At 32.5% G+C, this 12,856-nt stretch carries 17 protein-coding genes; 14 read left to right on the plus strand and 3 right to left on the minus strand.

Features of this window, described 5'->3' with window-relative positions; translation table 11 throughout:
* Positions 1-40: 40 nt before the first annotated feature.
* From ndk to argH, 11 genes are all read left to right on the plus strand, one after another.
* On the plus strand, positions 41-493 hold the full coding sequence (ndk, locus tag IJ258_RS06205; protein WP_292804487.1) for a nucleoside-diphosphate kinase: 453 nt from the start codon (positions 41-43) through the stop codon (positions 491-493).
* 38 nt (positions 494-531) lie between these two features.
* The gene (gene infB / locus IJ258_RS06210; protein WP_292804490.1) at positions 532-2,322 is read left to right on the plus strand and encodes a translation initiation factor IF-2; all 1,791 of its coding nucleotides are present in this window, start codon (positions 532-534) and stop codon (positions 2,320-2,322) included.
* A gap of 35 nt (positions 2,323-2,357) precedes the next feature.
* Entirely contained in the window at positions 2,358-2,741 is a 384-nt protein-coding gene (locus IJ258_RS06215) for a 30S ribosomal protein S6e (RefSeq protein WP_292804493.1), read from the plus strand.
* A gap of 58 nt (positions 2,742-2,799) precedes the next feature.
* Positions 2,800-4,014, plus strand: coding sequence for a translation initiation factor IF-2 subunit gamma (locus IJ258_RS06220; RefSeq protein ID WP_292804496.1), 1,215 nt, complete (start codon positions 2,800-2,802; stop codon positions 4,012-4,014).
* A gap of 9 nt (positions 4,015-4,023) precedes the next feature.
* Positions 4,024-4,416, plus strand: a complete 393-nt coding sequence (locus IJ258_RS06225; protein ID WP_292804499.1) for a PIN domain-containing protein — start codon at positions 4,024-4,026, stop codon at positions 4,414-4,416.
* A gap of 36 nt (positions 4,417-4,452) precedes the next feature.
* Positions 4,453-5,031 (plus strand): DNA-directed RNA polymerase, encoded by a 579-nt coding sequence (locus IJ258_RS06230; RefSeq protein WP_292804502.1) that lies wholly within the window; start codon positions 4,453-4,455, stop codon positions 5,029-5,031.
* 2 nt (positions 5,032-5,033) lie between these two features.
* Positions 5,034-5,210 (plus strand): transcription elongation factor subunit Spt4, encoded by a 177-nt coding sequence (spt4, locus tag IJ258_RS06235; protein WP_292804505.1) that lies wholly within the window; start codon positions 5,034-5,036, stop codon positions 5,208-5,210.
* Positions 5,211-5,219: 9 nt separating this feature from the next.
* The gene (locus tag IJ258_RS06240) at positions 5,220-5,735 is read left to right on the plus strand and encodes a GTP-dependent dephospho-CoA kinase family protein (RefSeq protein WP_292804508.1); all 516 of its coding nucleotides are present in this window, start codon (positions 5,220-5,222) and stop codon (positions 5,733-5,735) included.
* Between the two features lie 9 nt (positions 5,736-5,744).
* Positions 5,745-6,065, plus strand: coding sequence for a 30S ribosomal protein S24e (locus tag IJ258_RS06245; RefSeq protein ID WP_292804511.1), 321 nt, complete (start codon positions 5,745-5,747; stop codon positions 6,063-6,065).
* A 10-nt stretch (positions 6,066-6,075) separates the two neighbouring features.
* The gene (locus IJ258_RS06250) at positions 6,076-6,228 is read left to right on the plus strand and encodes a 30S ribosomal protein S27ae (RefSeq protein WP_292747322.1); all 153 of its coding nucleotides are present in this window, start codon (positions 6,076-6,078) and stop codon (positions 6,226-6,228) included.
* 74 nt (positions 6,229-6,302) lie between these two features.
* Entirely contained in the window at positions 6,303-7,724 is a 1,422-nt protein-coding gene (gene argH, locus IJ258_RS06255) for an argininosuccinate lyase (RefSeq protein ID WP_292804514.1), read from the plus strand.
* A gap of 241 nt (positions 7,725-7,965) precedes the next feature.
* Here argH and IJ258_RS06260 read toward each other — a convergent pair whose 3' ends face one another.
* From IJ258_RS06260 to IJ258_RS06270, 3 genes are all read right to left on the minus strand, one after another.
* Positions 7,966-8,151 (minus strand): hypothetical protein, encoded by a 186-nt coding sequence (locus IJ258_RS06260; protein WP_292804517.1) that lies wholly within the window; start codon positions 8,149-8,151, stop codon positions 7,966-7,968.
* 41 nt (positions 8,152-8,192) lie between these two features.
* Positions 8,193-9,206 (minus strand): ATPase, encoded by a 1,014-nt coding sequence (locus IJ258_RS06265; protein WP_292804520.1) that lies wholly within the window; start codon positions 9,204-9,206, stop codon positions 8,193-8,195.
* Positions 9,207-9,276: 70 nt separating this feature from the next.
* Positions 9,277-9,720, minus strand: a complete 444-nt coding sequence (locus IJ258_RS06270) for a MarR family winged helix-turn-helix transcriptional regulator (protein WP_292804523.1) — start codon at positions 9,718-9,720, stop codon at positions 9,277-9,279.
* Positions 9,721-9,825: 105 nt separating this feature from the next.
* Here IJ258_RS06270 and IJ258_RS06275 point away from each other — a divergent pair, with 105 nt between their 5' ends.
* The 3 genes from IJ258_RS06275 (at position 9,826) to IJ258_RS06285 (ending at position 12,767) form a co-directional block, all read left to right on the plus strand.
* Entirely contained in the window at positions 9,826-10,671 is an 846-nt protein-coding gene (locus tag IJ258_RS06275; protein WP_292804526.1) for an aldo/keto reductase, read from the plus strand.
* Between the two features lie 78 nt (positions 10,672-10,749).
* Positions 10,750-11,898 (plus strand): aldo/keto reductase, encoded by a 1,149-nt coding sequence (locus IJ258_RS06280; RefSeq protein ID WP_292804529.1) that lies wholly within the window; start codon positions 10,750-10,752, stop codon positions 11,896-11,898.
* A gap of 8 nt (positions 11,899-11,906) precedes the next feature.
* Positions 11,907-12,767 carry an aldo/keto reductase gene (locus tag IJ258_RS06285; RefSeq protein ID WP_292804532.1) on the plus strand — a complete coding sequence of 287 codons (861 nt, stop codon included), beginning with the start codon at positions 11,907-11,909 and terminating at the stop codon, positions 12,765-12,767.
* The last annotated feature ends 89 nt before the right edge of the window (positions 12,768-12,856 follow it).

The following is a 12,856-nucleotide window of genomic DNA, read 5'->3' on the forward strand; positions in this document are numbered from 1 at the left end:
AACTCGGAAGAGTTCCAAGAAAAGTTAAATGGGTTAAAGAATGATTCAAAAAAGTTTTGTAATGATGAAACCAGACGCTGTTCAAAGACGTCTTATGGGTAAAATATTATCCCGTTTTGAAGAAAAAGGTCTTCAAATCGTCGCATGTAAATTAATTCAAATTGATGAAGATTTAGCAAAAACTCATTATGGAGAACACGCTGAAAAACCATTTTTCCCAAGTTTAGTTGAATACATTACTTCTTCACCATCCCTTGCTATGGTTATTCAAGGAGAAGAAGCAATCACTACTATTAGAAAAATCGTTGGTGCAACCAATCCTTTAGAAGCAGATCTTGGAACTATTAGAGGAGACTTTGGTATGGATACCGGTAGAAACATTATTCATGCTTCAGATGCTCCTGAATCTGCAGAAAGAGAAATTGGTCTTTTCTTTAATGAAGATGAAATTTGTGATTACAAAATCATTGATAATGATTTAATTTATGAATAAATTTAGAGTTTAAAAATTTTATTATTAAAGAAGATATTATGAAAATCAGATCCCCAATTGTATCAGTTTTAGGACATGTAGACCATGGAAAAACTACATTATTAGATTATATTAGAGGAAGTACTATTGCTGATAAAGAAGCAGGTGGTATTACACAACATATTGGTGCTACAGAGATACCAAATGATACTATTGAAGAAATCTGTGGGAATTTTATATCAAAATTAACTATCAAAGATTTAATCCCAGGATTATTCTTTATTGATACTCCTGGTCACGCTGCATTCACTAGTTTAAGAAAACGTGGTGGTGCATTAGCTGATTTAGCTGTTTTAATTGTTGATATAAATGATGGTTTTAAACCACAAACATTTGAAGCATTAAATATTCTTAAAATGTATAGAACTCCTTTCATTGTTGTTGCAAATAAAATCGACATGATTTTCGGTTGGGAGACACATGAAGGTGCTTCTTTTAAAGAATCTTTTACACAACAGGCTCCAAGTGTGCAACAAGCTTTGGATACTAAAGTGTATGAAATTGTAGGTACTCTTCACAAGGAAGGGTTCCAATCTGAAAGATTTGATAGAATAAGTAACTTTGCTTCACAAATTAGTATTATTCCGATTAGTGCTAGGTCTGGTGAAGGAATTATTGAAGTTCTAGCAATGCTTTTAGGACTTGCTCAGGAATATTTAACAGAACAGCTTGAAATTAATGAAGATGCTCCTGCTAAAGGTACAGTATTAGAGATTAAGGAAGAAATTGGATTAGGTCTAACTATTGATAGTATTATTTACGATGGTGTTTTGCGAACTAATGATGAAATCGCTTTAATGACTTCTTCAAATGAAGTTTTAACAACTAAAATAAGATCTATTTTAAGACCACTTCCGCTTGAAGAAATGAGAGATTCTAAAAAGAAATTCCAGAAATTCGATGAAGTTGTTGCAGCTGCAGGTATTAAGATAGCTGCTCCTAATTTAGATGATGTCGTTTCCGGTTCACCACTTAGAGTTTTAAATGATGAAGAGGATGTGGAAGAGGAAATCTTAAAAGAAATTGAAGATATTACTATTAGTACTGAAGATGAAGGTATTTTAGTTAAAGCAGACACATTAGGTTCTCTTGAAGCAATTGTTAAATTACTCAGAGAATTGGAAATTCCTATTCGTGAAGCAGACATTGGTGATGTAAATCGTAGAGATATTATTAATTCATCAATTGCTTTAAATGAAAATGATGCTCATGGAGCTATCATTGCTTTCAATGTTAATGTCAATCCTAATTCTCAAGATGATTTGGATAATTCTGATGTTAAATTATTCAAAGGTGACGTAATCTATCAGATTATTGAAGATTATGAAGCATGGATTGATGAAATGGAACAAGCTAAGAAAAAAGCATTTTATGATGCTATAATTAAACCGGCTAAATTTATGTCTTTACCTAAATTAGTTTTCCGTCAAAGTAAACCTGCTATCATTGGTATTGAATCTATTAGTGGTACAGTTAAACAAGGACAAACATTAATCAATAAAAATGGCGAATATGTAGGTGTTATAGCAAGTATGGAAGATAAAGGTGAAACATTACCTTCAATCCCTAGAGGTCAAAGGGTTGCTATGGCTATTAAAGATGCTATTGTAGGTAAACATTTTGATGAAGGTGATGAATTATATGTTGATGTTCCAGAAAAACACTATAAATTCATTGAAAGAGAATTTAAAGACAAATTAACTGAAGATGAATTTGAAACTTTATATGAGTTTGTTGAAATTAAACGTAAACAAGATCCAGATTGGGGTAAATTTGGTCTTTTTGAATAATAAATTTATAGTTATAAAAATTATGGAGGAATACCATGGCATTCAAAATTGTTGTGTCTCAAAAAGCTGAAACTCATCAAATTGAAGTCGATGATACTAAAGCACTTAACGGATTAGTCATCGGTGATGAATTTGATGGTACTATTGTTGGTTTAGATGGTTACACTTTAAAAATCACTGGTGGTAGTGACAAAAACGGTTTCACCATGAAAAAAGATGTTTCAGGTACCAGAAGAATCAAAAGTTTATTAACTGGTGGTATCGGTTATCATCCTAAAGCAGATGGTGTTAAAAGAAGAAAAACTGTAAGAGGAAACACTATTGCTGATGATATTGTACAAATCAACACTGTAGTTACTGAAGCTGGAAGCAAATCAATAGCTGAAATTCTTGGTGCTGGTGAAGAAGAGGAAGAATAGTTTTACTATTTTTCTTATTTACTTTATATTGAATTAAATTTAAAAAAGGTGGTTATCTGTGAACGTACAGTCAGATGTTAACATAGGTTTGGTTGGTCATGTAGACCATGGTAAGACTACTCTTACTAAAGCATTATCAGGTGTATGGACTGATACTCACAGTGAAGAAACAAAAAGAGGTATTTCAATTCGTTTAGGTTATGCAGACATTGAATTTAGAAAATGTCCTGAATGTGAAGAACCTGAATGTTACACTACTTCTCTAAAATGTGAAAACTGTGGAAGCGAAACTGAATTAATCAGAAAAGTATCTTTTGTTGATGCTCCAGGTCACGAAACTCTTATGGCAACTATGTTATCTGGTGCTGCAATTATGGATGGTGCAGTGTTAGTAATTGCTGCAAATGAGTCTTGTCCACAACCACAAACTAAAGAACATCTTATGGCACTTGATGTTATTGGTGTTAAAGATTTTATCGTAGTTCAAAATAAAATTGATATTGTATCAAAAGAAAGAGCTATTGAAAGTTATAATGAAATTAAGGAATTTGTTAAAGGTACTTGTGCTGAAGATGCTTTAATCATTCCAGTATCTGCTCAACAAGGCGCAAATATGGATATATTAATTGAAGCAATGCTTAAGCAAATTCAACCTCCTGAAAGGAATGTTGATGATTCTGCTTTAATGCATGTTGCAAGATCATTTGATATTAATAAACCAGGTTCTGGCGCTGATAAAATCAAAGGTGGAGTTATTGGAGGTACATTAGTTCAAGGTACTTTCAAACTTGGTGATACTATTGAAATTAGACCTGGCCCTACTAATAATGGAAAAAGAGTTACTTTAAAATCTGAAATTATTGGTCTTGAGGCTAATGGTAAACAAGTTGAGGAAATAGGTCCTGGTGGACTTGTTGGTATTGCAACTAAATTGGATCCATCTTTAACTAAATCAGATTCATTATCTGGAACTGTTGCAGGTGAAGAATCCACATTACCTGAAGTATTAGATTCTTTCACTATGGAAGCTAATTTACTTGACCGTGTTGTTGGTACTAAAGAAGAACGTGAAGTTGCTCCAATTAAAATTAAAGAACCATTAATGATTAATTGTGGTACTACAACAACTATTGGTGTTGTCACTTCTGCAAAGAAAAATGATGTTGATGTCACTCTTAAATTGCCTGTTTGTGCAAGTCCAGGTGATAGGGTTGCTTTAAGTCGTAGAGTAGGTGCTCGTTGGAGATTAATTGGTTACGGTATTATTAAGTAGAGGTAAATAATGAACTCTAAAGAAGTTGTGATTGATACCAATTTTTTTATGGTTCCTTTTCAGTTCAATGTGGATATAATCACTGAACTTGAAAATAAATTACCTTCTTATAAATTAATTACTCCAAGCTTTGTTATCAATGAATTGAAGGGTTTAAAAAGAAATAATAAAGGAAAAGTAAGGTTGAATGCGAATTTAGCCTTAAAATTAGCTAATTCTTCAAAAGTTGAAATAAAGGATATTTCATTACTTGAAAACGAAACTGTGGATGATGCGTTACTTAGAGTTTCAGAAGTTTTAGCTACGAATGATATTGAATTAAAAAATCGTGCAAAAGATAAAGGAATTACAGTTGTGTATTTAAGGCAAAAAAAATATATTGCTGTTGAAGGTAAAATATAATATTAATTAAACTTATTAAAAAAATGAGGGATTATTTTGTATTATAAAACAAAAATTGAGGATACTGTAAGAATACCACCTTACAGATTTGAAAGTCCTCTTGAAGAAGTTGCTATTAAGACTTTAAACGAAACTTATGAGGGTCGTTTAGATAAAAAACTTGGTTTACTTATTTGTGTTAATGCAATAGATGATATTAGCGAAGGAAGACTCATTATGGGTGATGGAGCTTCTTATCATAATGTTGTGTTCGAAGCAATTTTCTTTAAACCAGAACAACATGAAATCTTTGATGGTGAAGTAATTGATATTGTGGATTACGGTGCTTTTGTTAGAATTGGACCTATGGATGGTTTAATTCACGTTTCTCAAGTTACTGATGATTATATTAATTATGATGCTAAAAGAGGTGCTTTAATATCAAAAGAATCTAACAAAACTTTAGATGAAGGAGATTTAGTTAGAGCTAGAGCTGTTAGTGTTTCTATTAAAGATGAATCTACTAATAACATTGATAATAACAGGAATTCTAAAATTCCACTTACAATGAGACAAAATAACTTAGGTAGATTCGAATGGATTGAGGAAGCTAAACAAAAAAGTAAGAAGGTTTAAGAATGAAAGCTTGTACTGTTTGTAAAATGATTTCAAGTAAAGATCATTGTCCTAGTTGCGGAAACCCAACTTCTGATAACTGGAGTGGTCTTTTGATTATAACTGATCCTGAAGAGTCTAAAATAGCTCGTGAATTAAATATTGAAATTCCAGGCGAATATTGTTTAAGAGTAAGGTAGAGTGTTATTGTGTTACGTTTAGATGCAGAATTAAATAAAGATATAATAACTGAGCTTAAAAAGCCGTTAGGTAAATTATATCCTAACTTTGAAGATGCAATTGAAGACATTAAATCTTCTGAGTTCTTAATTTCTGTTGGTGATGCAACTTTTGCTAATCTTACTAAATACAAATTATATCCTAATATCGGTATAATAGATAATCTAATTCAAAGAAAAAATCATACTCATGAAATTATACGCGCAAATCATATTTTGAAAGCTGATAATCCTGCGGGTACTATTACTGATGATCTATGGGAAACCATAGGCGAAGCTCTTGAATTATCTAGCAATGGCGAATGTTATGTAATTGAAGTGGCTGGGGAAGAAGATCTTGCAGTTCTTCCTTGCATCTTAATGGTAAATCCAGAAACTACCATTTTATATGGTCAACCTAACGAAGGATTAGTACTTTTAAAAGCTGGTGATTTAAAAAATAAAGCTCAAAAGCTTATTGACGGATTTATTGAAATAAATGAATGAGGTTTTATTATGGAAATTGAATTTATTGAAGAAAAAGAAAATAAATTATTTAATAGAAAAGAAATTAAATTTTACGTAGATTATGATGGAGAAGCAACTCCTAAAGTATTAGACATCAAGTCTAAATTAGTTGCTTTATTAAATACTAAAAAAGAATTAATTGTTGTTGACAACGTTCAACCACACTACGGTGAACCTAAAGCATTAGGTTATGCTAAAGTTTACGATACTGCAGAAGATTTAGCTTACATCGAAACTGAACATGTAATTGCTAAAAATGCAGAACCTGAAGAAGAAGCTAGCGAAGAAGACGCTGAAGCAGAAGAATAAGGTGATTTGAATGGTAAAAAAATCTGATTTATACGAAGTAGATGGAGACAAAATTGTAAGAAAAAACCAAATTTGTCCTCGTTGTGGTGAAGGTGTATTCATGGCTGACCATGGTGACAGAGTTGCTTGTGGTAAATGCGGATACACTGAAATGAAAAAATAGATTTCTTAATCTATATTTCTTTTTTTTATTTAATTTTAACTTTAATTTTTAATCATTTTTAAGAAGGGATTTTCTTGGATAATATTAGAAATGGTCGTTTTAAAACTGGAATGACTGATGAAGCTGCTATTTATACTTCATCACTTGAAGCTGATAAACTTCTTTTTGAAGCAGATATTAAAACTAATTTTGCTCACACTTCAATGTTAAAACATGAAGGGATTATTGATGAAGAGATTGCAGATAATATATTATGTGCACTTGACTCTTTAAAAGAGGAAGGCTATGAAGCATTAGTTTTTGACCCGTCTGTTGAGGATGTTCACATGGCTATTGAAAATTATGTAACTTCCAAAATAGGTCCTGAAGCTGGTTTTATGCACACTGCCAAGTCACGTAATGATCAGGTTGCCTGTGATGTTAGATTGGTTTTAAGGCAGAAAATTACTGAAATTCAGATTGGAATTTTGGAATTTATTGAAGGTATAAATGAAATGGCCGGAGAACATTTGGAAGATGTATTCATCGGTTTTACTCACTTGCAACATGCTCAACCAATTACAATTGCTCATCATTTAATGGCGCATGTACAGGCACTTAAAAGGGATTATGAACGTTTTGAAGACACTTATAAACGTGTTAATTTAAACCCGTTAGGTTCTGCTGCTATGGCGACTACCAGTTTTCCAATCAATAGACAGTTAACTACTGATTTGCTTGGCTTTGATGCATATCTGGAAAACTCCATGGATGGTGTTTCAGCAAGAGATTTCATATCTGAAGCAGTATTTGATATGGTTTGTCTTTGTACTACATTATCTAAAATCTGTGAAGAGTTAGTGTTGTGGAGTACTTATGAATTTGGAGTCATTGAAATGGCGGATGAATATTCATCAACTTCTTCTATTATGCCTCAAAAGAAAAATCCTGATGTTGCTGAACTTGCAAGAGGTAAATGTGCAATTGTTAATGGTGAATTGGTCACTATTTTAACAATCTTAAAAGCAATTGCTTACACTTATAATAGGGATTTGCAAGAAATCACTCCTCATTTATGGAATTCAATTAAAGTTACTCAGGATACATTATCTATTGTGACTAAAATGTTGTTGTCTGTTGAATTTAAAGTTGACAGATGTGCAGAGCTTGCTGGTAAAAACTTTGCAACTGCAACAGACCTTGCTGACATTATGGTTCGTGAAAAACAAGTTCCATTCAGAACTGCTCATAAAATTGTTGGAAGAATTGTTAACGAAGCGACCGCTAATGAAATGGCTGAGGAGGACATTACCTCAAAATTCATTGATGACATTGCAGTGGAGTTAGGTTTTGATGAGTTGAATTTGGCTGATGATTTGATTCAAAAAGCTTTAAATCCTCGTGAAAATGTTAGAATAAGAGCTGTTCCAGGTGGTCCTGCACCGGAAATGGTTGAAATCGCAAGAGATAATATCAAAGATTTCTTAAATGAAGAATTCGAGAAAAAGGGAATTTAATTATTCCTATATTTTTTTAAGTTTTTCGGATGTTTAGGTATACCTAAACTTTATATACTTTTATGAACAAATTATTATTGTGGATGTAATCTTTTGATTATTGAAGCATGATAGTTGAACGGAGATATTTATAGAAAACTTATTAATTGTTCCTCAATGAATTCAATAAGTAAAGCTCAGCTTCTATTTATATCTCCCAACAACAATCATAATAAGTCTAATTTTCTAAAAAAAATAAATATTATTCAGAATCTTCATGTTTTTGAGATTCTAAATAGTTTTCATGAATTTCATCAGCCAAATCCTGGTTTCCTTCAATAATTGGTCCGGTATAGTCACAGTCATAGCAAACCCACTGGGACCAATTCTGTGGAATAATCCATTTAACATTTCTAGATCCGCATCTTGGACAAATTTTATGCATCATAATAGTTACTTTTGGATAAGTTATAATTAAAGTTTTGGTAACTATTTGGTTTTGTAGAAACTCCAGATTAAATCAAGTGCTTCGCCGGGTTCAAGTGCACCTGAACGTGTTTCCCTAAGTATTCTCTGTATGGAAAATTTCTTCATATGAGGGAATTTTCTGTGAACCTCATATAATAGTGGACAGCCAAATCCTTTAAATGTGCTTAAATTATAGTTTTTGATTAAGGATTTTATCTCTTGTTTGCCAACACTTAAACTTGCCGGCAGGTTCAATCGATATAATGAATCTTCCTGTAAATTTATGCATTGACTACCGGTTGCAAGCATATCACCAAAGATAATTATAGGTATTTCATTATCTTTTGCATATTGCTTAACCAGGTTGCCCGTATTTTTAGAGCATCTGCCACACGGATGAACATTTCCTGAGAATGCTTCAGAGACAACCTCAGAATAATCTGTTCCAATGTATTCATGTTTAACATCTAATGATTCAGTAACAATTTTAATATTCTTTTTAAATTGATTAGGCAAAATTATTGTTCCAGGATCAATTGTAACTGCAATTGGATTGAATCCTAATTTTTTAGCTAAAATTAGTGAAAAACTGCTGTCAACACCACCAGATAATGCTACAACTGCTTCAATTTTTTTAGATTCATTATATTCATGCTCTTTAAAATAATTGTCAAAATTAAAACTATAAATATTATCCAATTTATAATCAATTGTTTTTTCAAGATTTTTTAGTCCCACTAGGTTTAAATCAAGATTACTGATTGTTTTTTTAGAAAGTTTTAGTTTATAATTCTTGTTTAAAAAATCTCCATAAGATTCGACATGTATACTGTCTAAGCCTAACTTTTCTCTGAGTTTTCCAACAACCCATCCTCCTTTACCTATGATTGCTGATTTATCAGGACGGTCTTCTGTAATGATCCATAGTTCGTTATTTTTAAAGTAGATTTCTTCAATGAAGATATTTACTTTGTCATGTCCGATTTCTTCACGTATTGTGTTAATTTCTTTTAATAGGAATTCTTTAGAATACATTTATATCAAGTGTTATATTATTCTTTGATTTAATTAAAGCTTTGTAAAAAAAGTAAGTGGTGATGTAATATTATTCTTCAACTAATTTGAAAAGTAGTCTTTTAAGAAGTCTGATTTCATCTTCGCTAAAATTTGAAGTGGCTTCAATTTCCCAACTGTGTATTATTTCAATCAGTTCATCTGTTTTTTCAATGCCTTTTTCGGTTATTTCCACTATTTTTTTGCGTCTGTTGCTTGGATCTTCTCGTCTGGTGATGTATCCACAATCTTCGAATTTTCTTAAAAGTTTAGCAGTATAACCTTCGCTGACTTTAAATAATTCAACCAAGTCTTTTTGTGTAGGTTTGTCGTTGAATCTAATCCTTACTAAAAATGGAAATTCTGTTCTTGTAATATTTTCATCGTTGAATGTTTCATTAAGGTATTTTCCGAAATTTGAAACCATTTCTTCAACATAATGGTAAATAAAAATGTTTTCTGCATTGTCTTTTTGAAATTGGCTTGGTAATGTCATGGTAAATAATTTATTGTTTTAATTATAAATATTTTTATTAGATAACTCTTTCATTAGGAAAGATTTATATAATATTTAAAATAATATTCTAATTGAGGTGATAAAATGGAATATGTAAAATTATCAAATGATGTGGAAATTCCACAATTAGGATTCGGTGTATTTCAAATACCTCCGGAAGAAACAAAAGATGTAGTAAAAAAAGCAATAGAAGTAGGATACAGACACTTTGATACTGCACAAGCATATTTCAATGAATCAGAAATCGGTGAAGCAATAAAAGAATCCGGAATTGCAAGAGAAGAATTGTTCATAACAACCAAAGTATGGGTTGATTCATATGGATATGAAGAAACCAAAAAAGCATTTCAGGAATCTCTAGATAAATTACAAACTGATTACATTGATTTATACTTATTGCATCAATGTATGGGTGATGTATACTCAACCTGGAGAGCACTGGAAGATTTATATGATGAAGGAAAAATCAAGGCAATAGGAGTATGCAACTTCACACAAGGAAGATTTGCAGACCTGTCCCTACATTCAAGAATTCCACCAATGGTAAATCAAATTGAAGTAAATCCATTCTATCAACAGGAAGGAACAGTTGAATTCCATGCAAAATATAATGCAGCAGTTGAAGCATGGGGACCACTTGCAGAAGGAAAGGACGGAATATTCACAAACCCAATTTTAGTGGGAATCGGTGAAAAATATGATAAATCCGCAGCACAGGTAATATTGAGATGGTTAATCCAAAGGGGAATAATTGTATTTCCAAAATCAACCAAAGAATCCAGAATGATTGAAAATGCAGATCTGTTTGATTTTGAATTGTCTGATGAAGATATGGAAAAAATCAAAGAGTTAGAAACTGGTGTTCCAATAGTTGAAGTTGACAATCCAAACTTCGTTGAATTTGTAGCATCAATGAGCACCCAACAATAGGATATTTTTTCAAATATCCATTACTTTTTTTAATTTTAAATTATATACTATTTCTATAATAATTTTTGAGGGAATTTGATGGAATATAGGACATTAGGTAAAACTGGAATAAAAGTATCTGAAATTGCATTTGGTGCTGAATTTCTAGTTCAAAGACCATATGAAGATACAGAAGAACTAATCAAAGCATGTGAAGAAAATGGCATCAACTTTGTAGACTGCTGGATGAGTGAACCGGATGTGCGCTCACATCTGGGTCGTGCAATAAAGGACAATCGTGAAAATTGGGTAATACAGGGCCACATCGGATCAACCTGGCAGAATGAACAATACGTCAGAACACGTGATATGGATAAGGTCATACCTGCATTTGAAGATTTTATGGAAAGATTCCAGATAGATACACTTGACTTTGGTATGATTCACTATGTTGACCAAATCGAGGATTATGATGAAATAATGAACGGTCCCTTTATCGAATATGTCCGTAAACTGAAAGAAGACGGAACAATCGCTCATATCGGTTTAAGCACACACAATCCTGACATCGGACTTTTAGCGGCAAAAAACCCTGAAATCGAACTGCTAATGTTTTCAATAAACCCTGCATATGACATGTTCGGATCCATGCCTGATATAGAAGAGTACAGAAAAGAAGATGCCTATGATGATTCCATGTTTGGTTTAAATCCTCAAAGAGCAGAAATTTATGAATTATGTGAAAAAAATGGAACAGCATTAACAGTAATGAAAGGATTTGCAGGTGGAAACTTGCTGTCAGATGAAACTTCACCATTTGGAGTGGCTTTAACACCAATTCAATGTATACATTATTGCCTGGAGCAAAAAGGAGTATCAAGCATATTTGTCGGTGTTAAAACTCCAGAAGAATTGATGGAATCCTTAAAATACTGTGATGCAAGTGAAGCCGAAAAGGATTATGCAGAAACTTTAAAGAATGCACCAAAACACTCATTTGAAGGACAATGCACATATTGTGGACATTGTCAGCCATGTACTTCTGAAATAGACATTGCAATGGTGAACAAATTGTTTGATTTGGCTAAAAACCATGATGAAGTACCAGCAAGCGTACAGGAACACTATAATAATTTAAAATACAATGCAACTGACTGCATAGCATGCGGTGACTGCGAACCGCGCTGCCCATTCAATGTTCATATAGTTGACGTAATGCTGGATGCACAGGACTTATTCGGATTTTAGGTGATATGATGCAATACTTGACATTAAACAATGGAGTAAAAATGCCAATTTTAGGATTTGGAGTATATCAAATCCCACAGGAAGAAACAAAACAAGCAGTACTTGATGCAATTGATGCAGGATACAGATCAATTGACACTGCACAAAGCTACTTTAATGAAAAGCAAGTTGGTGAAGCAATTGCTGAATGTGGAGTTCCACGTGAAGAATTATTCATTACAACAAAAGTATGGATTGAAAACTATGGATATGACAAATGCAAAGCATCAGTTTTAGAATCCCTTGAAAAATTGGGACTGGATTACATTGACTTGGTATTGTTGCACCAGCCATTTTCAGATTACTATGGAGCTTACAGGGCACTTGAAGACTTGTACGAAGAAGGAATTATAAAAGCAATTGGTGTTTCTAACTTCTATCCTGACAGGTTAACTGACATCTGCTTATTTGAGCGTAAGGTTATTCCTGCAGTCAACCAAGTTGAAACCAATCCATTCAATGCCCAATATTCTGCACAGGCAAACATGGAGAAAAATGGAGTTCAAATCGCAGCATGGGCACCGTTCGGAGAAGGAATGCAGGGAATGTTCACCAATGAAACACTGGTTAAAATAGGTGAAAAACATGGAAAAACTGCAGCACAAGTAATATTGAGATGGTTAATTGACAGAAGCGTAATTGTCTTGTGCAAATCAACTCACAAAGAAAGAATGGAAGAAAACATTGATGTATTTGACTTCGCATTGGATGAGGAAGACATGCTGGAAATAATGAAATTGGATAAATCAGAAAGCATGTTCTTTGACCATGCCGACCCGGAAATGGTCGAATGGTTTGATGAAATGATTGAAGTTAGGAAAAATCAGTAAAGAGCTGATTTGAAACAGAAGGAATGGTGATTCATCATTTCTTTTTTAATATTAAATTTAATATACTATTTTTTACATATAGTCATATG

Origin of the sequence: Methanobrevibacter sp. (assembly GCF_017468685.1) — an archaeon.
GTDB lineage: Archaea > Methanobacteriota > Methanobacteria > Methanobacteriales > Methanobacteriaceae > Methanocatella.